The organism is Paenibacillus tabacirhizosphaerae (assembly GCF_040812395.1).
Lineage (GTDB): Bacteria > Bacillota > Bacilli > Paenibacillales > NBRC-103111 > Paenibacillus_E.
Map to the genome: position 1 here is coordinate 19,624 of NZ_JBFNXH010000028.1, position 22,548 is coordinate 42,171.

The following is a 22,548-nucleotide window of genomic DNA, read 5'->3' on the forward strand; positions in this document are numbered from 1 at the left end:
AAAGGAGGCGGGCCGAAGTGGCTCGTCTCTATTGCACATTTGGTAGCACTAGCGGCAGGCCTCTATTAGCTGGACAAGCCTTTCTGAATGATAACATATAAAAAAATGATAGAGCGCGAAAGCCATGTCATTAAATTTGGCGCAAGAGGGCAGGGGGCAAAGGATGTCTATACGGAAACATATGAAGATTCGTTTGTGGCAAGGAGCTATTGCTAGGGTTATAATCACAACGCTGTTTTTCGTTATGGTTCAATCTGAAATCTTGTCATATGCGGCAGCAGGTCAAACTCTCGATGGGACGATTTACGTTAACGACACCGTGCTTCCGGCGAATGGGACCAGTCAGACAACCGTGGTGTTGCTCCTTAAAGACCAGGATGGTCATGATGCATCGATACCGCCCGAAAAGGTAAAGTTCAACACTACACTCGGACATCTGGATGAAAATGTGGCTTCCTCGGTATATGGGCAGTATTCGTCGGTTCTGACAGCCCCGGTTACCGCAGGAGTCGCATTACTAAGTGCTGAAGTAGACGGTGTGGTTGTTCAAGACATGGCTAGGGTAAATTTTAAGGCGGGTGCACCCTCTCCTGAACATTCGGCAATCACGGCAAGCAGCCAGTCACTTGCTGCTAACGGGTACAGTCAAACGGTGATATCACTATATTTGAAAGACAAGTTTGGCAATGATGTTGCCGAGCAAGCAGATTCGATTCAATTGTTTACAACCTTAGGAAAAATGAGCAGTGTGACTTATGAAACCTATAGTCATTATGAAGCAAATATTGTTTCGGCTGTATATGGCAATTTGGGCAGCTGGGTAGGAAGTCCTGGTCCCTTAGATCAGTTAAAGTACGGTTTTGACCAGGGGGCGATTCCAGCCGGTACTCCGAATAGCAGCCCGCTCCCAACAACGCTTTCACTTATTTATAAAAGCTATGGTTATTACAAAGCCATTCTAACGGCACCTTCAACCGGTGGAGTTGCACAAATCACAGCAAACCTCAATGGGAGGTCGGTTACATCAAGTGTTTATGTATCGTTTACCGAAGATGACCCGTCAAGCGGTCTTACGGGTCTCAGATTCGGGCAACCTTCCTACCCGGTAATCGTCGGGCAACAGATCTCCACAAGGGTGGACGCAGTTGGATCAAACAGCTATGAAAGCAATGTGACACCATATGCGGCCTATAAGTTAACAGATCCTTCCATTGCCGAAGTCGACAGCGGAGGCAACGTACGGGCTTGGAAAAAGGGACAAACGGTATTGACTGCGACATACGGGGGGCTAACTGCCGATACGACAATTCTGGTAACGGAGAATAGTCAAGGAAATACGGATGTTCCATCTCGTCCTAATGTCCCTGCGACGTCCCCGGCACCTTCAGCTTTGGATATTGAGATGATCCCGGAAGGCGGGCAAAAAGGACGAAAAGTGATAACCCCGGAGGATATCAGGATGGGTAAAATCGAAATAAAGATGGCATCCGTAGGTGGACAGATCCATATCACAGCAGCTAATATCCAGGAGATCAGGGCCATAAACCCGCAAGCGGCACTAGTGATTCAGATTGGTTCTGCAGCAATGAGTCTTCCGATATCCGAATTGGATGAGAAGGCTTACAGCCAAAAATATGGAATTCCAAAAGATTCAATTCTCTTTACCGTGGTAATTCGGGAACCGGACAAGCCTGTTCAACAAGCTATACAACACTCGGTCGAGGCCATGCAGGCTCAATTATTGGCCGCTCCAATGGAGTTTGAAGTTCAGGTGACCGGCAATAACAATCAGAGCGCCTTCATTAGCTCTTTCAACCGATATGTTTCACGTACGTTGTCTGTGAAGGGGGATTCAATTTCCGACACGGCGACCGGCGTTTGGTGGGTTCCAGGAGCGGATGAGCTCCGATATGTTCCGACTTATTTTGAACGGAAGGATGACCAATGGTTGGCAGTCATGAAACGTCAGGGGGCCAGTATTTATGCCGTCATCGACCGCCCTGTTTCCTTTCTGGATGTAGAAGGCCACTGGTCTTCCAAGGATGTAAAGCTGTTAGCCTCCAAGTTAATTGTTCAAGGACGGAGTAAGGAAATCTTCGTTCCGGATGCTTCGATAACTCGGGCAGAGATAGCGGCCCTATTGGTAAGGGCTTTGGGAATGACTGAATCCAAAGAACAAAGCCCCTTTTCTGATGTGAGCGGGGGCTGGTATGTTTCCGCGGTTAACACAGCGTATCATGGAGGAATCATTTCGGGCTATGATGACGGGACTTTCCGTCCTATGCAAAAGATTACCAGGGAAGAACTGGCGGGAATGATCGTCAAGGCTATGAAGTACACAACTGTCAAACCGGACGTCAGCCCTCTGGCGTATCAGGCGTTTTCTGATCAATCGACTGTCTCCCGGTGGGCACTGGACGATGTGAAGTATGCGGTGCAGTGGGGAATCATTGAGGGAGATGGAATGTTTCGGCCGGCAAGCTACACGACACGGGCAGAAGCTGTAACGATGCTTAAACGGATGCTGAAGCTTATTCAATTTATACAATAAAATTATAGTTGGCGAGAGGGGTTTGGGTAAATGAAGATGAAGGGTAAAATTGCGGTGGCTGCTTGTATTATGCTGTTTGGTACTCACATGCAAGGAGCATGGGCGACTTCGACGCTCTTGGATTCTATAAACATCTGCGTTAGCGCCAATGGAGAGATCAATCTGATAGCTCCGGATAGCAGTTGTGCAGCAGATCAGAAGATGTACACGTTAATGCTTAAGGGTGATCGAGGGCCCGTCGGCCCGCAAGGTCAGTCTGGTACAGCCGGAGCTGCAGGATCTCAAGGAGCTAAGGGCGAGAAGGGTGACCAAGGCGAGCCGGGTGCAACTGGGTCAGCCGGATCTCAAGGAGCTAAGGGCGATAAGGGTGACCAAGGCGAGCCAGGTGCAGCCGGGCCAGTCGGATCTCAAGGAGCTAAGGGCGATAAGGGTGACCAAGGCGAGCCGGGTGCAGCCGGTCCAGCCGGACCTCAAGGGGCTAAGGGCGATAAGGGTGACCAAGGCGAGCCAGGTGCAGCCGGGTCAGCCGGATCTCAAGGAGCTAAGGGCGATAAAGGTGACCAAGGCGAGCCAGGTGCAGCCGGGTCAGCCGGACCTCAAGGAGCTAAGGGCGATAAGGGTGACCAAGGTGAGCCAGGTACAACTGGGCCAGCCGGACCTCAAGGAGCTAAGGGCGATAAGGGTGACCAAGGCGAGCCGGGTGTAGCCGGGCCAGCAGGAGCAATGGGCCCTCAGGGACCTGCTGCAGAAGGAGCAGGCTTATATGGAGACGGTTCGGCAGGCACATTAAATGTAGCGATAGGTTCAACGTTAGACTTATCAACAGCTGCTGGCGTCAATTCACTAGCCAGTAAGGCAAATTTTCAGTTCAGCAATATTGTAATTGGAGGCACGCTTATTGTCCCCAGTGGTACGATGCTTCGCTCTTCCGGCAATATCACAATTACCGGGAATGTTCAAGTCCTTACGGGAGCTCGGGATAGCGGGGAGGGAAATCCGAATCCGGGCATATCCTTGGCTGGAGCAGGGCTGGGAAATGGCGGCATAGGGATTTCTTATCTGCAGGCTGCCCAAATGACTCTACCGGGGGCTGCCGCAGGAGGAGCTGGAAATCGACTGCCGACCAATTTAGGCGGTGAGGGCGGTGGCTCGCTTGTTCTGGCTGCAAAAGGGAACGTGAATCTAAGCAGCACTGGATTTATCAGCGCAAACGGCTCGAATGGGATTAATCCCCAGACTGCAGGTCAAGGTATAATTGGGACCGGTGGTGGCGGAGGTGGAGTCGTCGTGATTGGAGCGAAAGGGAGCTTAACCATCTCAGGAGTAATTAGGGCAAACGGCGGGAACGGTTCAGACGGATTTGACGGAAATGGAGGAAATGCTGAAGGAGGCGGGGGTGGAGGTGGAGGTGGAATCATACACCTTCTATCCGCGAATACACCAAGCGTAACCGGAACCATGCAAGTAAACGGCGGAGCCGGTGGAGCTGTTGCAGGAATCGGCACTGCTAATTCAGGCGGAGGAGGCGGTGCAAGCGGCGGTGATGGAGGTAGTGGCGGTGTTGCCGGCACTTCAAGTCAAGCCGGGGCAATGGGCTATGCCATTCAAACCGTAACGGTGACGCCTGAAAATATGTTCATCAAGTAGAAGCCCTCATAGCGCATGTTGGCTACGCAAGCCAAGACTCCCCACCATACAAGGAAAAAGCACCCGAAAGGGTGCTTTTTTCAAGGTTATAGAATTTATATGTTGTTTTAAGGGGAGCAAGCTTGGTTTGGAGAGATGGTCTGTAAGTGGTTCACCGAACCACTGGATTCTTTGAAAGACGTGACCATGAGCGGGCTAGCGGAACTACGGTGTGTTATGGCTAGTCATAACGGCTCGAATGGGCATTTCGCGGAACTACAGTACTCTATGCAAAAGAAATTAGGAGTTACACGCTAGCAATTGCCTGTTTAACGCATCATAGTTCCTCGTCATGGTAAAAAAACAGGAAATTTTAAGAAATAACGCACCGTAGTTCCATCTTTACAACTAGTTGATAACCCAAGATAGAAAAGAAAAGTGGAAGGCAGCTCAAAGTAGAACAGAGGGGATGGGACTGGGGTGGAGAAGCGTTAGCGCCCACATTTGAAATCATTCAAGAAACGGTCGGAACCCCATTCCCATTCCACTCCCCATGCGCCAACATATGGTGTATACCAAGGAAGCCGCTAGGCATTTTTCTCATGAGGTAGAGGTTAAATGCTATTTAATGTTCCTCTTCCTGAAGTAAAGAATTGCTACCCACAACCCGCAAAGCAGCAAGAATCCAAACAACAGATACGTAATGACAAACAATCCGAATTTGCAAGCTGAAAAACTCGAATAGACGAGGGCCAGAACTTGAGGGATGCCTTCGGGATTGGCGATGAAATAGAAAGACACGATGTTTTCCAGAATGTCAAAACAAGGGGCGAGCAAGCCAGTAATTAATCCGACGGAGCTCAATCGCTTCAAGAAAGGTCGGTTGGCTAGCAACTTGTAGAACAGCAGTCCAAGGGTACCGTGGAGAAGCATGGTCGATAGAATGAACATGAAATCGATTAATTGTGTTTGAAAGTAAATAGGAAGACTGTTCTGTTCTAGCATATGGCGGTAATACATGGTGAGCTTTGCGGCGCTGAAACTTAGTTGCCCTTGGACATAAGTGACAGGAAACTGAGATCGACGGTACCAATCGTTCAATACCGCAGTTGACCATTGATTAAATATTACAGCAATCGGAAGCAGGAGCAACAAGTAAGAAGTTTTAATTTTTTTAACCCAATTCCATAACAATTTCATGAAAGACCCTCCAACTCAGGTTTATTTAACTGAATTGTATAGTCTTCCGTAATGAGAGAGTCAACAGCCGGAGATCAGACATTTTTGGCGACAGGGATTTGAAGCTCCACAAGTACATCGTTATAGTTTCGGCAATGATTCTCTCGGCCAAATAAATGAATTTCTCGGACGGAGCCGGTTGGCGAGTAGCCATTGAAACCAAGCCATTTGAAAAGCTCGCTCAAAGCCTCGCCGACATCCATGAATTTTCCCCGGTGGATTAAGCTTGCGACCAGAGGCTCGGAAGGTAGCTCTCGTAATTGGATGGTGTCGGTAGCTGCCAGGTTCTTCTGATTCATTTGAATGCTAACAGCGGCTTCGATGTCGAAGTCCGTTTCAATAAACTCGGACATATGGTAGAAGACATATTCTTGATCCATCAGGCAATCATTTTGCAACAACCACCGCTCCAAATCATTAAACATTTCGCATCGATAAAGCGGCATATCCATAGGCAGGGGAACGATTCTTCTGGTTGAAGCGACAAAGAGGGAGGGAACTTGCTTCAATACAATTTCATATTTGGGCTGCTGTCCGATATGGCGAAGTTGGTTCAATCTGCTGTCTATTCGATTTAATTGTTCATTTTTTTCTCTAAGCTCATTCACGATTAGTGTTTTATGATCAGCTAAGATTCTGATTGTCGCATCAATGGAAATTTGCCCATCAATCATATCCTTGATTTGCTCCAGTGATAGACCAATATCCTTGAGTGCTTGGATTTGGTGAACAAGAGACAATTGCTCATACGCGTAAAAGCGATAATTGGTTTGAGGGTCAATCCATATAGGTTTTATCAATCCGATTTCATCATAGTGACGTAAGGTACGGATTGTAACTTGCGCAATTTTAGAGAACAAACCGATTTTGATCATCTCGGACATTGTAGGTCCCCCCTATTTTTGTATATAGTATACCATTATTTTCCGAGTAGAGGCGTGGGGTGAGGTGCTCATGCAGGCTGCGGCGAGTTGTGGATTGCCTAGTTAACTTTGAGAATAGGAGGTATTATCCAATGGGATAGAAATAAGGTATCCATGGTTTTTTTGCGTTATGGACAGACGTTCAGCAAACGTTCAGTTTAAATTAAGCTAATTTTAAGTGGGAAATAATTCTAAATTCAGGGTTCATTCATGTAAAATTCAGGAAATCAACCTATACTTCATTAAGTCGATAACAATAGACATATCCGTTACAATCGGAAGGATGGAGATTAGGATGAGGAAACAACTTATGGTCATAATGGGGGCTGCGATTCTAGCCACATCAACAAGTGGAATTGTGCTTCCCGCACACCCTGCGTTTGCGAATGAGTCAGTGGCAACAACGGATCAAGCGGTTCAGTTAACTAGCGGGAATTCGACCGTGTCAGCAGGTACCGTAGATTTTAGCTCAATGTTTTTGAATAAGTGGCTAAGCAAACTAGATGTCAACACAGCCATTGCTTCCGGGATAAAGACAGATGATTTTACTCAATTGCTTCACACAGGATCAACCCTGCAAGCTGCTTCCGGTCTCATAGACTCGGATTTGATCTCGAAACTCACAGATCTATTTGCCCAAAATGTAGCTTCCGAGGTGCAAGCGGGTTCTTTAACTGACAAAGAAGCAGGAGTGCTTCAGCAGCAGTTTACTGCTAACATTTCTGGCTGGATTCAACATACTTGGAATGGGGCTAGCCCGGTGGTATTCCTACAGGCGGATGGAAAAAATATTGTCCAGAACCGGTTGAATCGCATCATTTCAGATGCAGCTTTAGCTGCTGTACTCAGCGAAACGGACATCAGACAGTCCCTTCATAGCGGAAAATCTTTAGTGGAAGCAACGGGGTTGGATGCGAGTACGCTCAGTGATGATTTGACAGCTCTGTTAAATGAGGATTTAGATGCCGGTATTAGCGCAGGCAGTATACAGGCTGATCAGCGAGATCAGTTGGCGAAATCCGGTGCAGATAACATTTGGGCCATCATCAATGAGAAAGGCTATGATCATACAACGAACCCATGGATGGAGAAATATGGTCAGGCACTATTGGAAGGCAAATTAGATGAAAGCTCTATCATTCAATCTACAGCAACCTACTCGGATAAGAAATATGAGGATATCCTTGCCGCATTGGCATTGGGTCAAAGTTTGGTTGAAGCATCTGGCTTAGCTTCTGCGGATTTATTATCGCAATTGCTGGATCCGGTGAAGCAAGATTTGGATAGGGAATGGAATGCAGGCAATATTTCCGCCAAATTACGGGATCAGCTTCAACAGCGTGCATCCGACGAGATGAATAAGGCGATTAATCAACCGGGGTATGGAAAATTAACCGATGGAAGCAGCAATCATCAAATCGCCGAGGAAAGCATTCAATCGATCGTAGAGTCAAGTGCCAATTATGCTGGCCTATCGGTTGTTGATTTGCGCAAAGCCTTGACTGGCGGTCAATCGCTTGTTGAAGCAACGCTTGAAGACGAAGCGGATTTAAGCAGCCATCTGGTCTCGGGGGCGCACTCTTTTATTGATCAGGCTGTTCAAAAAGGATGGATGAAGGCTTCTGATACGACCGCTACACAAACAGAAGCGGATGCACTTGTGAACGATGCGATCAATCGGCGTGGTTATAAAGATCAGGTGGACACGAAACAATATTTGGCTGATCGTTCGGATCGTATAATCGATGACATAGCCTCCATATCAGGGATTGAAACCTCCGACTTGCTTAGAAGCCTGGCTGAAGGCAAAAGCTTGTCGCAAGCTGCAAATACAGATGCGGACTCTCTGTTTTATAATTTACTCGAACGTGCAAATCAAGAGATCAACAGATTTGTTGCAGCTGGTGCCTTGAGTGAGAACGATGCTTCTGCGCTCAAAACGGATTACACCTCTATGGTTGAAAAGACTCTCAATTCGAACTAGCAATTATAAAGGATTGTGCCTAGATTGTACTAGGGCAGTCCTTTTTTATTTGTTGAACTTATATTCATTGAATATGCTGGCATAAGTGTCTGCAAAGGATTGACTCAGCGATAGAACATATATTAGTATATGTTTTCATTGGGATTATTTACTAATTATAGCGGTGGTGTAACTAATGCATAGATACAAGACGATTCTTGACTTGGGGAGTCACAGTGCCAAACTATTTACAAGATTCGATGGTAAAGTTGAGCTAATGGACGTTATGACGTGGGAATTATTAGAAGATACGACAGATTTGAAGTCGATTGAAGTGGATTTACAGATCATGTTATCTAAGCAGAATTCCACGTTGCAAGGGAAGAATGGGGGAGCCATCGAAGCTATTGGGACGGAGGCGATGCGCAGATCTCCCGTTTTGTCAGCGTATATGAGTGAAATGTGCAGGAAGCTGGGAATTCCATACCGCACGATCAGTCAAAAAGAAGAAGCTGATCTTCTGCATAAAGCGATCGCGGATTCGGATATTCCAGACAACCTGGATGTCATTAATGCGGGTGGCGGCAGCATCCAAATTATTTCAAAAAAGGATGCCTGTCAGCACTTGATCCCGTTTGGTATCTCAGATCTCAATCAAAGTTTTGATTTGCTTGAATCTCCTGAGATGAGAAGAGTCACGGAATGTATCGAGTGGGTGGCTGCCCGCTTGCCGGCATCACTAAATCAGTTTGCCTATACAGGAGGAGAACTAACGTACTTGCGTCACTTCTCCATCGAGCTTGCGGGCAGCTTCTGCAAGAAGAGTGCGTTTACAGCATTGGCTGAAAAACTGGCGGTACTAGAGCTTCAGAAGTTGGAAGCTTCTTCACCTTTTGATCCGAAGTGGATGCGCGGGGCTATCGCTTCGAACTGCATCGTTCTTGCTGGCCTTGTGAGGGCAAACACGGATACATTTATGGCAACCGACCTCAATATCGCACATGGATTTTTAAAACAGGTATGAGGAAGTTGACTTCACCCACATTAACCGCTCGAACGAATTGCTGCATCCTCATGCCTCAATTTTTGTTTGCATATCAGGTTAAGGAGAAGCTCCTTCCAGCACACCTTTGACATAGCCGTGCAGCTTGTCAGGATCTACAGTTAGTACGGGCACACCGTTAACCGACTTCTCCTGCAGCATTTCCATAGGTGGAAGTTGGACCGTAACAACCCTATCTGCTTTTATGTCAAAAAGGAGTGAACCAAGTTGCGTAATTTCATTCATGCTCAGGTTCGTCTCAATAAAAGGTTCGAAGGCACTCCACAGTTTTGGCAGTTTCACTGCCGTCGATGTGGACGTTAATTTTTGGATCAGCACTTGCATGAATTTACGCTGACGCTCCGTTCTTGCGAAGTCGGATAAGGCATCATGACGAAAACGGACGTATTGCAACGCCTTCCTGCCGTCCAAGTGCTGCATGCCTTTTTTGAGATTAATAGCGTACATGGGCTCTTCGTTGGAGTCGGCATATTTCATGTTTTTATCGACTTCAAGATCAATGCCGCCTATGTTGTCAATTAAGGAAATGAACCCTTGCAGGTCGGTATACACATAATAGTGAATGGGGATGTCCATAAATTCAGACACGGTTTGCATGGCCAGCTCAGGACCACCAGACGTGATCGCCCTGTTTATGCGCTCTTCGCCGTAGTTCGGCATGTTGACAGATGTGTCGCGAAGAATGGAAAATAAATAGGCTTTCTTGGTTACAGGATCGATACTTGCAACCATCATGCTATCTGAACGGGGGAGCTCGTTTTTTTCGTGCGAGTCACCGCCTAGCAGCAAAATATGAACCGGAGCTGTACGCTCCACTCTCGGAAGAGGCGTTGATTGCACGTCAATTTTGTTGTGTTCCTTTTCCATCGTTTGTAAGGTGTTATTCACCATGCGATAGGAATTGTAAAAGTAAAATACGGATACGGTGAGTGCCAAGACGAAGGGCAACAGAATTAAAGTAAGCGGTACCGCCAAAGAAGTGCCGCCAGCCCTGACAATTTGCCGCTCTCGTGACGCCTGCTCGAAGGGGATTTGAATAATAGCGTGTATTTTTCTCTTTGCTTGATGCAAATAAATTTTGTTTGCCATCCTTGCAAATACAACTTTAATAACTCCGTAAACAAGTAAAGCAACAGTTATGGCAATGAATCCTCTCTCGGGCAGAAGAAATCCAATGAAATTAACAATAAGACTTGCAATAACTACATAGCACAAACAGTAAAGATACATTCTCCGATACATCATCCAGTAAGCGTCAAATACAAAAGCTGCCCAGTTCCAATTCGTATTTCTTTTCCATTTATTTGCATAGACCTCCGAGCGTTTTCCGACAAACAAGATTAGATCGCTTTCCGGTATGGTTGAGCTGGGGTGGTGGATGGTCGGAGTTCCAATAGACTCGTTGGTACTTTGACTTTGGGTGGTATGAACAGGTGTTTCACAGGTGCTGCAAATAAGATCGTCGGTATGGAGTTTTTCTCCGCATTTGGTGCAATACATAGTATGAGCCCCTTCTTAAGAACTATTTAAACAGTTTTACAGGGACTATCATACCATATTATTACAATATTCGACATTGTAAAACGGAATCGAAAGATGCTCACCCCTAGAAGACTTTTCCAAAATGGGGTGAATGCATGCAGGGAACTGGGAATTAATGTAGAAGTATTGCAAATATGTCGAAACGAAAATTACTCCTTCTTACTGCTATATTCCTAATTGCTCTCACCGGATTGCGTTTGCTTTGGCTTAAACTGCATGCTACGCCAGCTCATCCTGAAGCCGTGCACGGCGTTGTTGATTTGCGAAATTGGGATTTTGAGAACAACCGAACTATTCCACTAGACGGGGAGTGGGAGTTTTATCCCAATCAGTTCATCATACCTTTAAGTAGTCATTCAAATGCAGCTGATGCCCCAACGTATATACAGGTTCCGGGAAGCTGGCAGCTGCCCACAGATGGCCATTCGTCTTATGGCTTCGGATCTTACCGGCTCCGAATTCTAACGACCAGACATGAGGACTTAGTCTACGGATTGATTGTGAACAACATTCAATCTTCATCAGAATTAGTTGTGAATGGGAAATTGTTAGCTAGGTTTGGCAAGCCTGCCGAGCAAGCTGAGCAATACGTTCCTTACAATAGATCGTATCTCGCAGCGTTTGAATCCAATCAGGAAGAGATTGAAATAATCGTTCGCATAGCGAATTTTGATAACCCGCAACGTGGCGGGATGGTTAAATCGATCCAATTTGGCAGTCAAGCGTTGGCTAATTTTGAAAGACTGAATTCGATGGGGCTTCAGCTCGCCATGTTTGTTGTTTTATTGCTGCATGGCCTTTATGCCAGTATGATGTATGTGTTCAACCGCCGGCAGCGGATTTTTGCCAGCTTTTTGTTATTAACGATTTGCGCAGCGATCCATATTCTCATTGATGATGATGCTATATTATTAATCTGGCTGCCTATCAACTATACCTGGGCAACAAAGATCGCTTTTCTTTCTTATGTCGGTACGACCTGGTTCACGCTTATGCTCACCCAAAGTATATTCTCCGGATATGTGCATAAAAAAGTGTACTGGTGGTTGTTCGCAATAAGCGGCATTTATACGCTTTTTATTTTATTGGCCCCGGTTCAGGCGGTCATCGCATTCAAACCTGTTCTTGCTTTCATCTTGCTGTTTTCGAATATAATAATTCCTATGCTCATGACGAAAATGATAATAAACAAGCATAACGATGCTATATTTTTGCTGATAGCAGGAACAAGCACTACATCTAGCATCCTCTGGGATTTAGCCAAAAACGCTGGGTGGGTGGAAACGGGCTATTACCCGTTTGATATTTTAGCAGCCTTTTTAGGGCTCGCTGCATACGGGTTCAAGCGATATTTCTGGAATGCCGAGCAAATGGCCCATTTGGCAGTAGGCAACCGGATGTCGTTCATGGTCAACGAATTGCTTGACCGAGAAGGGCAGTCCTCATCCACCGGATATAAGCAATTCTCGAGCTCCGAGCTCCCAGTCGTGCTGTTGACGACGGATAGCCGCATGGAGGATTCCTCTTCAGGGTATTCATCAGGAGCTAACGATTATGTGACGAAGCCGGTGGGGGCCGGGGAGTTAATTGATTTGAAGCAATCTGTAAGTGAGAGCTTACGGATGGAAGCAGCTTATTTGCAGGCGCAGATTCAACCTCATTTTTTATTCAATACGTTGAATTCTATCACGGCGCTTAGCCACATTAATATTGGTAAAATGCACGATATGATTGAAGCTTTCAGCTCGTATCTAAGAATTAGCTTTGATTTGTGGAATTTGGAACAGCGTACCCCGCTGGAATACGAACTCGAGCTTGTGCGTTCTTATCTCTATATCGAGAAGCAGCGATTCGAAGACAGGCTGAATGTGGTTTGGGACGTTCATGTAGATGTCCAATTGCAGCTGCCACCACTGGTGATCCAACCTCTAGTCGAAAACGCAGTGAGACACGGCATTCTAACCCGTTCAAGGGGGGGAACGATTCATGTCCGGATCATGGATCATCCCGACATTCCCGACGCGATTGAAATCTCTGTTGAGGATGATGGCGCAGGCATGGACCCGGAGAAGGTGCGATTCCTCCTCGATCACCAGCACATGAAAAAAAGAGGAATCGGATTACTTAATACAGACAGGCGTTTGAAGCAAATGTATGGACAGGGTCTGTGCATAAGCAGCGAGCAAGGTGTGGGGACGAAGGTTTCATTCGTCATTCCCAAGCAGAAAATTCAGAGGAATACGTTTACTGAGGTATTGTGAAGGGAGATTATCAAGTACTTCCTATCATGGATTTGGAGTGGTTGCAATGATTCGGGCACTACTGGTTGACGACGAACGGCTTGCACTCTTGCAGCTGGAGAAAATGTTGAAAGAGTTGACAAGCATCGACATCGTTGCTGCCTATATAGATCCTGCCGAAGCCGTCCAGACTGCATTACAGAGCCAGCCCGACGTCATTTTTCTCGACATTGATATGCCGGAAATGAACGGTATGGAGGCTGCGGAAATTTTGCGCGAGGCTTGCCCCACGGCCGATATTGTATTTGTTACTGCGTATGATAGGTATGCTGTTGAGGCGTTTGAGTTGAATGTGTTGGATTATGTGCTTAAACCGGTGCAACGCAACCGACTTATGAAGACAATTAGCCGGTTGGAGGAAAGACTGGCTCTGAATGCGGCAAAGCTGCCGCATGATCAGCGGGTCATCATACGTTGCTGTCCTTCGCTTAGCATAGAGCGTGAAGGCCAGCCGCAGCAAATTCTGAGGTGGCGCACCACGAAAGCGCAGGAATTATTCGCGTATCTGCTTCAGGTCCGCAATCGATTCGTGAGTAATGATACGTTGATCGATATGCTTTGGCCCAACTTTGAACCTAAGAAGGCTTCAACCCATCTTTATACGACGATTTATCAAGTGCGTCAATGTTTAAAACAAGCGGATGTCGATGTGCAGATCAGCAATGTTAGTGGTGGCGCAGGCTACATACTGAACACGCAGAACGTGTTGATTGACACGGATCAGTGGGAAAATACATTCCGAGAACTCTCTCCCATTGATACTCATAATTGCGAGGAGCATCATCGGCTAGTTGAGCGGTACTCCGGTGATTATTACGGTGATTATGATTATTTGTGGGCAGAGAGTGAACGGCAGCGGCTGCGTAGGATTTGGCTGCATCTCGCCATGCAAGTGGCGGCCTTCTACACTGAAAATAATGGGGCCGCTCAGGCCGTTACGATCTACCAACGCATTGTGCATATCCAGCCCTACTATGAGGATGCCCATTTGGGGTTAATGAAAATGTTCAACCGTATGGGTGAACGTGCCGCAGTTGAGGAGCAATTCAGACTGCTGTCTGCTTTGCTTCATCGCGATTTAGGCATTGGTCTATCGGCCAGTGTTGAGAAATGGTACGGGCAATGGAGAGAGCAGAACGCGCGGAGCCTATGATATTGTTCAGACCAGGCATGTATGTTTGTGTGGATTAAATAGTCAAAAAAGGAGGGACACTTTGAAGAGGCTATCCTATGTTCTTTTTTTTGTGGGGCTCATACTGCTGTTGTTTCCACTGGCTAGGGAATCCTACGATGATTGGCAGCAGGAACAACTCCTTAAGCAAGCCTTGCCTTTGGTTCAGGACACAAGAGCCGTCGAAGATGACAATTCGCTGAAAATTGCCAATGAACAGCTGACCCAATTACTGAATCCGGCGGCAGAGATCCAAGAACAAGAGAGTGTTCCACAGGCTACGGCGCCGACACCGGAAGAACCGGCATCAGAGCAGCAGAAAGTAGCGATTGCGATAATCAAAATTGATAAAATAAATGTGAAACTGCCTGTGCTAGAGGGAGCCACGGAACAAAACATGAGGTTTGCAGCAACCCACATGAAGGAAACAACGCCTATTGGCGAGATTGGCAATGCTGCGATTGCTGCCCATAGAGCTCGAACGACGGGAAGATTATTTAATAGATTGGATGAACTGGAAATCGGGGATCAGATAACGATCTCAGTAAAAGGCATCGAGAAGAACTACACGGTTTATAAAAAAGTAATTGTCGACCCTTCGGACATCTCCGTACTAAATGGCAATGATAAGGACTCAGTGCTTACGTTGATTACTTGTGATCCTATCGTCAACGCGACACATAGATTGATTGTGCAAGCTAAGCTTGTAGGATAATGAAAAGGGAAACAGCCTGCTGAATAGGTTTCAGCAGGCTGTTTTTGGTGAAGTTATTTATGCCCAATTCGTTTTCTCAAGAACAAGATAGCACCGAGGATGACAAAGATCAGGCCAACAAGTTGAATCGGAAGGTGACTCTCTTCCCCTGTTTTAGGGAGTGCCTGTACAGAAGGCTCTTTTCTTTTCGTAGTTCCTAAGGGAACCTTCTGGACGTCAATGTCGATTAAATTTTCGGTTTCATTACCATCCTTATCTTTAACAATGATGGTAATGGTATCTTTTCCGACATAGCCAGGATTTGGCGTATATGTCCAATGACCATCCGGATCGATTGTGGCGGTGCCGTGCTCCGGTTGATGAGGGATGGACGGAATCCCGCCAAGCGGCACTTTAATGTTGCCTTCGATAGGCGTATCCGGATCTGTTGTTTTTTGATCACCGGACGGACTCGGCACCGGAGAAGCAGACGGCGCAGGTGAAGTGCTCGGCGCCGGAGAAGCAGACGGCGCCGGCGAAGCGCTCGGCGTCGGAGAAGCAGACGGCACCGGCGAAGCGCTAGGCGTCGGAGAAGCAGACGGCGCCGGTGAAGTGCTAGGCGTCGAAGAACCTGACGACGATGGTGAAGTGCTAGTCGTCGGAGTAACAGACGACGATGGCGAAGTGCTAGTCGTCGGCACCGGCGGCGTGACCACCTTAGTGTTCAGGACATTCAAGTTAAAGCCTGCCGTCGAATTGATCTGTACAGGATGGTCACTTGAATCGAGTACGTAACCGGAAGGAGCTGCCGTCTCCCTCACAACGTAATCTCCTGCCAATAGCTTATTAAACACGGCTGTACCCGTCGAATCTGTTGTCAGAGTGTTGATGAGAAACTGGCTTGAACCGGATTTGCGGTATAGCTCAAAGGTTGCTCCGCTTAGCAGCGAGGAGCTATCGGCCGAATCAGCCTTTTTAACCGTTAACGAGCCTCTGATGCCGCTTCCGGTGCCGGCTCCGCTAGAGACACCGACTACGATATCTTTAGTGGTGTTTTTGGTCACAGTGGTTACATTATTCCCGCTGAAGCTTACCTTATTGGAAACCGTTTCATGATCGTTGGCTACGATTAATGATTGGTATTCCAACATGTAAGCTGATTTAATTTGGCTTAGGAAGCTTAACTCAAAGGTTTGCTTGCCGTCATTATCGGTAAGGATGATGACCTGATAGTCCGTACCCTTCGTCAGTTCTGCTCCCCGGGTCACATCTCCATTTCCAGCTACAGTAGTCTTAAACAGATGGAAGGTGTCTGGAAGCAACAGCTGATTCGGGGTCGGCGTGTCAATAATCTTGGCGTCGTCTACTGTCGATTGCCCGCGATTAATATGAATCGTCCAATTGATTTTATCTCCGCTTTGCGAGCCATCTTTATTCACATACTCTCCGCCCTTGGGGATCGTAACGCTGGCGGTCAGATTTTTGGAAACGGGATCGCTTCCATCGAACATTTTAGCCGTATTGCTGACGGAGGCATTAATCAATTCTCCCTCCAAGCTTGTGTCGAAGACGATGTAATACGGTGCGGAAATGGTTTTCAGGAATGTCACAACGAGCTTATTGCCACTGACTGTGTAAGTGTAGTAAGTATTATCCACGACAGTGCCGCGAGACGGATTACCGTTGGCCGGGACGTTCATATTATATAGAACAAGAGAATTATCAACCAGCTTCTGGTTCGATTCCAATAGATCTTCTACAGAAGCTCCGGCAAGGGTTTTACTGTTGTAGTTAACGCCTACTGTCCAAGTCAGTTTTTTGGAGCTTGCGTTATAGGAACCGGATTTCAATCCATTATTCTTCTCTTCATTCCTTGGCGAGAACGATTTAGTCTCGGTTAGCGTATGGGTAACCGAAGAGGCATCCGTCCAATCAATTACCGCTCTATTATTGAAATTATCAGTACTTCCAGTTATCCAGTCATTATTGAATTCTGTTAGGTAACTGATGGAAACAGGACCCGAGAGGGGATTCGTAAATGAAACTGTAAAACCTTCTTCGGGAAGCACAGCACTATCGATTGTGTACTCGGATGCAGGCATGGCTATGTTCCCTTGCATGACGACGAACGAGTTCGCTTGTAGACGGAGCCCCTTATTAGGGAAAGTATCCTTCACGACAACGCCGCTCATTAGCTGGCTATCTTCGTTAATGGCAAGATTCCATGCTACCGTTTTCGTCTTATAATTTTCGGAGTTCCATGTCTTCACCATGACGGCTTGGTAGATATCGCGTGTAGCTGTAGCGCTCTTGGAACCGCCGGAAGTAACCACGTTGTGTATGGTGGTATTTGCGATAACTCGCTTATCTGAAGTCGTTTGATAGGTGACTTTGTAGGCTGACGTAATGCCATTAACGAACTGCAGGTTGAATCCCGTTTTTCCGGTTGCTGTTACGTTAGTCACGTTATAATCGGTCGCAAGCAGTTCGCTTCCAAGCGTTTCAGCGCCAGTCGAATCCAGCAAAACTGGGAAGACATGAATGGAGTTCGGAACGAGTTTCTGCGAATTCTCGAAGAGGTCCGTCAATGTGGCAAGCGCCTGCGCGATTGTTTTTTCATTGTAGTTGTAATTGATGGCCCAGTCGATGATTTGTGTGTTCTCATGATAATCCGTTGATGTTTTAGACAATGCAGTTCCATGCTGGACGGTGACGGTTGCTTTTGCAAGGATTGGAGCTTTGTTGTCGCCCTTGAACGTGGCTGTATTCTCAAAAGAACCTGCATCCGTGTCGATGACAGGTGTCATGAATTCAATGCGGTAAGCCGATTGTATAGGACTGTCATTAAAACTAACTTGAAGTACATTGCCGGTTGTATTCACCGTATATTTACTTGGAGCAATTGGCGCTCCACGAGTTGCTGTTCCATTGAGATCAACGTCCAGATCGTAGACAGCTAATGTAACAGGAACAGCCAGACCAGCGGGAATCGTGTCGGTCATGACAGCGTTCTGCACGGAATCCAGCGCTTTGTTCACATCCACTGACCAATCAATGTTTTTGGCATTGAAGCCTTGGGGTGAACCCGCTTTCGCTACTGTAGACGTGACAGCCGGCTTGAATTTAAGTGAAAAGATTTGAGCTCCGCTGCGAATCGGTATAGTGATCGTCTGAGTGGAGCTGCCTGTAATCTTTTGCTTGTCGAATTGTGTCTTGAAAGTAAGAAGGCCTTGTACATTATTATGGGTTTCTATGTAGGTATTTAAGGTCATGACGACTTTATGATCCGTGGCAGTGACCTTAAAAGTTCCAACATCGACATTATCAATCAACAAGGGCCCGTTAATATCGTTAAAAAGCAGAAACTCTTGCGGCAAGTTGAATGTGAACGTATCTTGATTATGGTACCCGTGATTATTCGGCAAGGACCACGTGTAATCCAGCTGTACCTTGGAGCCTTGCTCATAGACGTTGTCAGTCACAACATGTCCCGCATTGTCATATACAGCCATAGTCACACTATCGATGATATTGCTGGAAATTGTGTTAGCACTTGCTTGAGACATGAGGCTAATGCCAGAGATACTCTGCATGATGACTAGAAGCGTGATCAGCAGCGAACTCGTTTTTTTCTTCCACATGGGTATGTAAAACCTCCACTCCTGAATCTTTTTTTATTAAAACTGTACAGCCATTGGCTGGACAAGAGCATCTTTACTTGCCCTTGAACCTTATCCCACGCCTCCCATTCTGAGTGCCCTTTTCCTACATACTCTGACAATTTGGCACAATTTGTATTATAAAGTTGCTATCTGAACATAATCTGAACAAAAAAAAGAACCTGCATGAGCGTTCATGCAAGTTCTTCTTCCATATCATTCTGAATGATAATTTAATATATTTTGGAAATGGTGTAGTCCGCGGCATCTTTGAACATTGGCGTGCTTTCTCCGCCTTGAACCCGAACGGAATCGTATGTCGTATCGATGGTAACCCACTCATCGCTATCCTTTAAGTAAACTTGATTCCAAGCATGATAAGTATCCGGTGCGTCTGCTTCATAGCCCATAACCAAACGGGTTGGAATGCCTTCGCTTCTTGCCATAGCGGCAAAAATCGTTGCGTAGTCATAACAGATTCCCTTCGACGCATCGAAGGCTTCATCCAGATTAGGAATGTAACTGGCTTCCACTGTCTCCGCTTTATCATGATCATAGGTGAAGTTGGTTGTCATATAGGTATAGAGAGCAGCGACTTTATCCGTGTCTGTAACGGCATCTGCGGTTAATTGCTCAGCTTCTAGAACAGCCTTCGTGTCCTTGTTCCAATCGATAAGAGGGATGGATTGCAGAAATACCTCATTTTCCTTTTCCATCTTCAGAGCAATTGTTTCTTGCGCGATAACTTTATATTTATTGCTGCTAACTGACTCTGCAATCAGGACTGTATAGTCGCCATTGCCCAGCTGCAAGGGGTACTGTGCCCCTTTAATGAAAGGATAGTCATATTTGTCGTCCCCTTTGCTGATGCGGACAAGGCCAGCTGCATCCTTAGCAAGCGTATAATTAACAGTGATGATCCCTTTGTCCAGAGCGCTCTTGCCGATGACGGCAGAAGCTGCGAAAGTTCCTTGCGGTGCGAGCACAAGAAAAAGTGCTGCAACCATCAGTACTGCAAAGGCTTTTTTGAACATGAAAAAACTCCCCTTTCGGTAACTGGCTGCCATCTTAGCCTGGAGGCTGAGGAAGACCCTGTAGTTTTGCGTCTCTAGCTTTCGCTAGATTTGCCTTTATCGGTGGAAAGCACCGAAATCATATTTTTATAGGTATTATATCATAGGCCTGTCTGATTGAATAGTATGATGACGAATCTTAGGAGTTTCTGGAAATAACAGCCAATTGACGCATTCGGCGCAAATGGGTATGATTAATGTACGCTTAATTTCCGTAAAACCATACGGAAAGCGGGGGAACCAATTTTTTGGGGCGAATCATGATATGTAGGGAACCATCTTTCCCGAGCCCGACAGCTAACCTCGTCAGCAGTGGATGGGTCAGTCTGCTTTTTATGCATATTTTGCATTCACGGACCCGTGTTTACGGGTCTTTTTTGCATTGTAGGCTCCATCCAAATGTTACAAAGATGCAGTCATCTATTCGTATCATAAAGGAGGAGCCCATGAATATGAACCAACGTCTCAAAGCTGAACAATTACACCAATTGGATAACAATCAAAAAGAAATGCTCAGAAAGCAGTGGACACCGGAAGAAGGCCATTATATCGCGTTAGGCGATCATGAAGAGATGGTCTATTATTTAAACGGAGTGGAGAAACATAAAGCGCTACCGCTGCTTAGCATTGGACAGATGATGGAGTATCTCGTAGAGTGCGACGCCTCGTTTACGATGAATTATGATTCTTCCATGTGGCAGGTATCCGTATCCGGGCATAGTTATCAAAATGATGAACTATGTGATGTGCTTTGGGAAGCTATGAAGCAAATCCTGTAGGCATCAGGGGATCTGTGACTTCGCGGCATCAAGAATATGACTGATTTTGTCTTCAAGTTTAAAGAGTTTTTCTTGCTCTTCGCAGATTTGCCGGTTGAGGGAAACCAAGGACGCGAGTGAGCTCTGGACGCCGGAGGCTTCCGCTTTTTTCGCTGTTTGTTTCAATGAGCTCCAAATCGGAGCCCGGCTGGTTTCAGTCGTTTTGATGGCGCTCTTCTTGGCTTTTATCTGAACGTGGATAGGGTCGATATCGGCTAAGGTGTTCCGGATCTTTTTCATTGTTTTAGACGCGTTGTCCTTAGCTTCTCGCCATGCTTCCTCCTTCTTTTTGATATCCATACGTGCTAGCTGCACAGGGATCCGAATGACATTAGCTTGGAAACGGAGCATGCTGTTGAGTTCCTTGTTATTGACTATTTTGGCAGCTTCGATCTGTTTATTCACCGCGCTGTACTGGGATAAGAGCGGTTTATACTTTTCTCTTGTTCGCTCCGCATCGGCTTCCAGTTGGTTCAGTATCGCAGCATCGATTTCTTTGATTTGTTTGTTGAGAGCGATCCGACGATCCTCATTACTCGTATGCAGCGAATTGATTTTCGCATCCCAGTCTTCTTCTTGCTTTTGCAGTGTTTGGAAATCATTAATCAGCGACTTGATTTTACTAGCTTGGGCAGAACTGGCGCCTGTAATCGTTTTATCAAGCGAGGATTGGATGGACGGTGTGATCTCGGTGGAGGAAGCGGCGGTTACGGCACTCGGCAAGGCAGAGGCCAACATCAGAGCGCTGAGCAGAACGGTGACATGTTTCAATTTTTTCAAATGATCATTCCTCTCGAATGGATGAAATAGGTGGAGAATCACGACAAAAAAAAGCACCTGCAAGAAAGGCGATCTGCCTATTCTTACGGGTGCTTCCGTCGTAAGTCGTCCATATGAAACTATATGTGTAACTATACCAAGACGCTTCAACTGATGTCAAGATAGAATGATTAGCAATGGGATAAGCGCTACATTTGCGCGGGGCGGTACAAGTGATTTACACTGGGAGAGTACCTGCATGGAAAGTTTTAACATTGAGGAGAGACCTGATGATGATGATGAACCAGCTTTCAATCAATCAATTGAAGCAATTTAAAAATGATATCACGCGATTCATGATGATGTATAAATTCGCGCTGGATGAGATGGAGACGAGAATTGAAATTTTGGTTCAGGAGTTCGAGATGCTGCATGAATACAATCCGATCGAGCATACGAAATCCCGTCTGAAATCGCCGGAAAGCATTATGAATAAGCTGTATCGCAAGGGAGGCGCAAGTATTTCGTTCTCCGGCATTCGGGACAGTATTAAGGACATTGCCGGCTTACGGATTACTTGTTCGTTTATCTCCGATATTTATGTGATCAGCGAAATGCTCAAAAATCAAAGCGATTTAAAAGTTTTGGAAGAGAAGGACTATATCAAGTGCCCGAAACCGAATGGCTATCAAAGCCTTCATCTCATTATCGAGGTGCCGGTTCATATGTCGGATCGCCGGGAAAGTGTTTGTATTGAGGTGCAAATCAGAACGATTGCTATGGATTTCTGGGCGAGCTTGGAACATAAAATTTATTATAAATTTACCGAAGATAATCAAGCCGTGCCGGCGAGGCTCCTTGAGGAACTAAAGCAAGCTGCCTTAGCCGCTTCTGCGCTGGATAAGCAAATGGAGCGTTTGCATAAGGAAATCGAAGTCATCAAAGAGGAACAATCGGACATATCCGAAGAGACATTGAATCGAATTATTATAAATAACCAGCAATTTACGTTGCCGCAGGCTTTGCTGGGGCTTTTGGATAACGTGAAGGAATAGTGAGTATCTACGAACGATTGTTAAAAAGAGTGCCTCGGGTGAACGAGGCCACTGAAAAAGTCCTTTCATACGAAAAAGGTACAGTCCTTCAAGAAAATGGAGGAGGCTGTAC

Annotated in this window: 15 protein-coding genes and 2 riboswitches; of the genes, 9 read left to right on the forward strand and 6 right to left on the reverse strand. The window is 46.2% G+C overall.

Features of this window, described 5'->3' with window-relative positions; genetic code table 11:
- The first annotated feature begins 163 nt into the window (after positions 1-163).
- Both ABRS97_RS26735 and ABRS97_RS26740 read left to right on the forward strand, forming a co-directional pair.
- Positions 164-2,551 carry an S-layer homology domain-containing protein gene (locus tag ABRS97_RS26735; protein WP_367819079.1) on the forward strand — a complete coding sequence of 796 codons (2,388 nt, stop codon included), beginning with the start codon at positions 164-166 and terminating at the stop codon, positions 2,549-2,551.
- A gap of 30 nt (positions 2,552-2,581) precedes the next feature.
- A complete protein-coding gene (locus tag ABRS97_RS26740; protein WP_367819081.1) occupies positions 2,582-4,198 on the forward strand; it encodes a collagen-like domain-containing protein in 1,617 nt (538 codons plus the stop codon).
- 600 nt (positions 4,199-4,798) lie between these two features.
- Here ABRS97_RS26740 and ABRS97_RS26745 read toward each other — a convergent pair.
- Positions 4,799-5,377 carry a hypothetical protein gene (locus ABRS97_RS26745; RefSeq protein ID WP_367819083.1) on the reverse strand — a complete coding sequence of 193 codons (579 nt, stop codon included), beginning with the start codon at positions 5,375-5,377 and terminating at the stop codon, positions 4,799-4,801.
- A gap of 74 nt (positions 5,378-5,451) precedes the next feature.
- Entirely contained in the window at positions 5,452-6,300 is an 849-nt protein-coding gene (locus tag ABRS97_RS26750) for a MerR family transcriptional regulator (RefSeq protein ID WP_367819085.1), read from the reverse strand.
- Between the two features lie 334 nt (positions 6,301-6,634).
- On the opposite strand from ABRS97_RS26750, the gene ABRS97_RS26755 reads away from it, so the two are divergent.
- Entirely contained in the window at positions 6,635-8,323 is a 1,689-nt protein-coding gene (locus tag ABRS97_RS26755) for a hypothetical protein (RefSeq protein WP_367819086.1), read from the forward strand.
- A gap of 175 nt (positions 8,324-8,498) precedes the next feature.
- Positions 8,499-9,326 carry a hypothetical protein gene (locus tag ABRS97_RS26760; RefSeq protein WP_367819088.1) on the forward strand — a complete coding sequence of 276 codons (828 nt, stop codon included), beginning with the start codon at positions 8,499-8,501 and terminating at the stop codon, positions 9,324-9,326.
- A gap of 78 nt (positions 9,327-9,404) precedes the next feature.
- Here the strand turns inward: ABRS97_RS26760 and ABRS97_RS26765 are convergent, their stop codons facing one another.
- Positions 9,405-10,865 carry an LCP family glycopolymer transferase gene (locus tag ABRS97_RS26765; protein ID WP_367819090.1) on the reverse strand — a complete coding sequence of 487 codons (1,461 nt, stop codon included), beginning with the start codon at positions 10,863-10,865 and terminating at the stop codon, positions 9,405-9,407.
- A 176-nt stretch (positions 10,866-11,041) separates the two neighbouring features.
- Here ABRS97_RS26765 and ABRS97_RS26770 point away from each other — a divergent pair, with 176 nt between their 5' ends.
- The 3 genes from ABRS97_RS26770 (at position 11,042) to ABRS97_RS26780 (ending at position 15,093) form a co-directional block, all read left to right on the forward strand.
- Positions 11,042-13,168: a sensor histidine kinase gene (locus ABRS97_RS26770; protein WP_367819092.1), complete on the forward strand. Its 2,127-nt coding sequence runs from the start codon at positions 11,042-11,044 to the stop codon at positions 13,166-13,168.
- Between the two features lie 46 nt (positions 13,169-13,214).
- Complete coding sequence (locus ABRS97_RS26775; RefSeq protein WP_367819094.1) at positions 13,215-14,360, forward strand: response regulator; 1,146 nt, start codon at positions 13,215-13,217, stop codon at positions 14,358-14,360.
- A gap of 61 nt (positions 14,361-14,421) precedes the next feature.
- Positions 14,422-15,093 carry a class D sortase gene (locus ABRS97_RS26780; protein WP_367819095.1) on the forward strand — a complete coding sequence of 224 codons (672 nt, stop codon included), beginning with the start codon at positions 14,422-14,424 and terminating at the stop codon, positions 15,091-15,093.
- Positions 15,094-15,146: 53 nt separating this feature from the next.
- Here ABRS97_RS26780 and ABRS97_RS26785 read toward each other — a convergent pair whose 3' ends face one another.
- Positions 15,147-18,713 (reverse strand): collagen binding domain-containing protein, encoded by a 3,567-nt coding sequence (locus ABRS97_RS26785; protein WP_367819096.1) that lies wholly within the window; start codon positions 18,711-18,713, stop codon positions 15,147-15,149.
- A gap of 251 nt (positions 18,714-18,964) precedes the next feature.
- Positions 18,965-19,765 (reverse strand): transglutaminase-like domain-containing protein, encoded by an 801-nt coding sequence (locus ABRS97_RS26790; RefSeq protein ID WP_367819098.1) that lies wholly within the window; start codon positions 19,763-19,765, stop codon positions 18,965-18,967.
- A gap of 14 nt (positions 19,766-19,779) precedes the next feature.
- A riboswitch (cyclic di-GMP riboswitch) is annotated at positions 19,780-19,870 on the reverse strand.
- Positions 19,871-19,996: 126 nt separating this feature from the next.
- Positions 19,997-20,131, forward strand: a riboswitch (cyclic di-AMP (ydaO/yuaA leader).
- Between the two features lie 119 nt (positions 20,132-20,250).
- On the opposite strand from ABRS97_RS26790, the gene ABRS97_RS26795 reads away from it, so the two are divergent.
- Complete coding sequence (locus tag ABRS97_RS26795; protein WP_367819100.1) at positions 20,251-20,583, forward strand: hypothetical protein; 333 nt, start codon at positions 20,251-20,253, stop codon at positions 20,581-20,583.
- Positions 20,584-20,586: 3 nt separating this feature from the next.
- Here the strand turns inward: ABRS97_RS26795 and ABRS97_RS26800 are convergent, their stop codons facing one another.
- Positions 20,587-21,402, reverse strand: coding sequence for a hypothetical protein (locus ABRS97_RS26800; protein WP_367819102.1), 816 nt, complete (start codon positions 21,400-21,402; stop codon positions 20,587-20,589).
- 278 nt (positions 21,403-21,680) lie between these two features.
- Between ABRS97_RS26800 and ABRS97_RS26805 the strand changes: the two genes are divergently transcribed.
- Positions 21,681-22,436 carry a GTP pyrophosphokinase gene (locus ABRS97_RS26805; RefSeq protein WP_367819104.1) on the forward strand — a complete coding sequence of 252 codons (756 nt, stop codon included), beginning with the start codon at positions 21,681-21,683 and terminating at the stop codon, positions 22,434-22,436.
- The last annotated feature ends 112 nt before the right edge of the window (positions 22,437-22,548 follow it).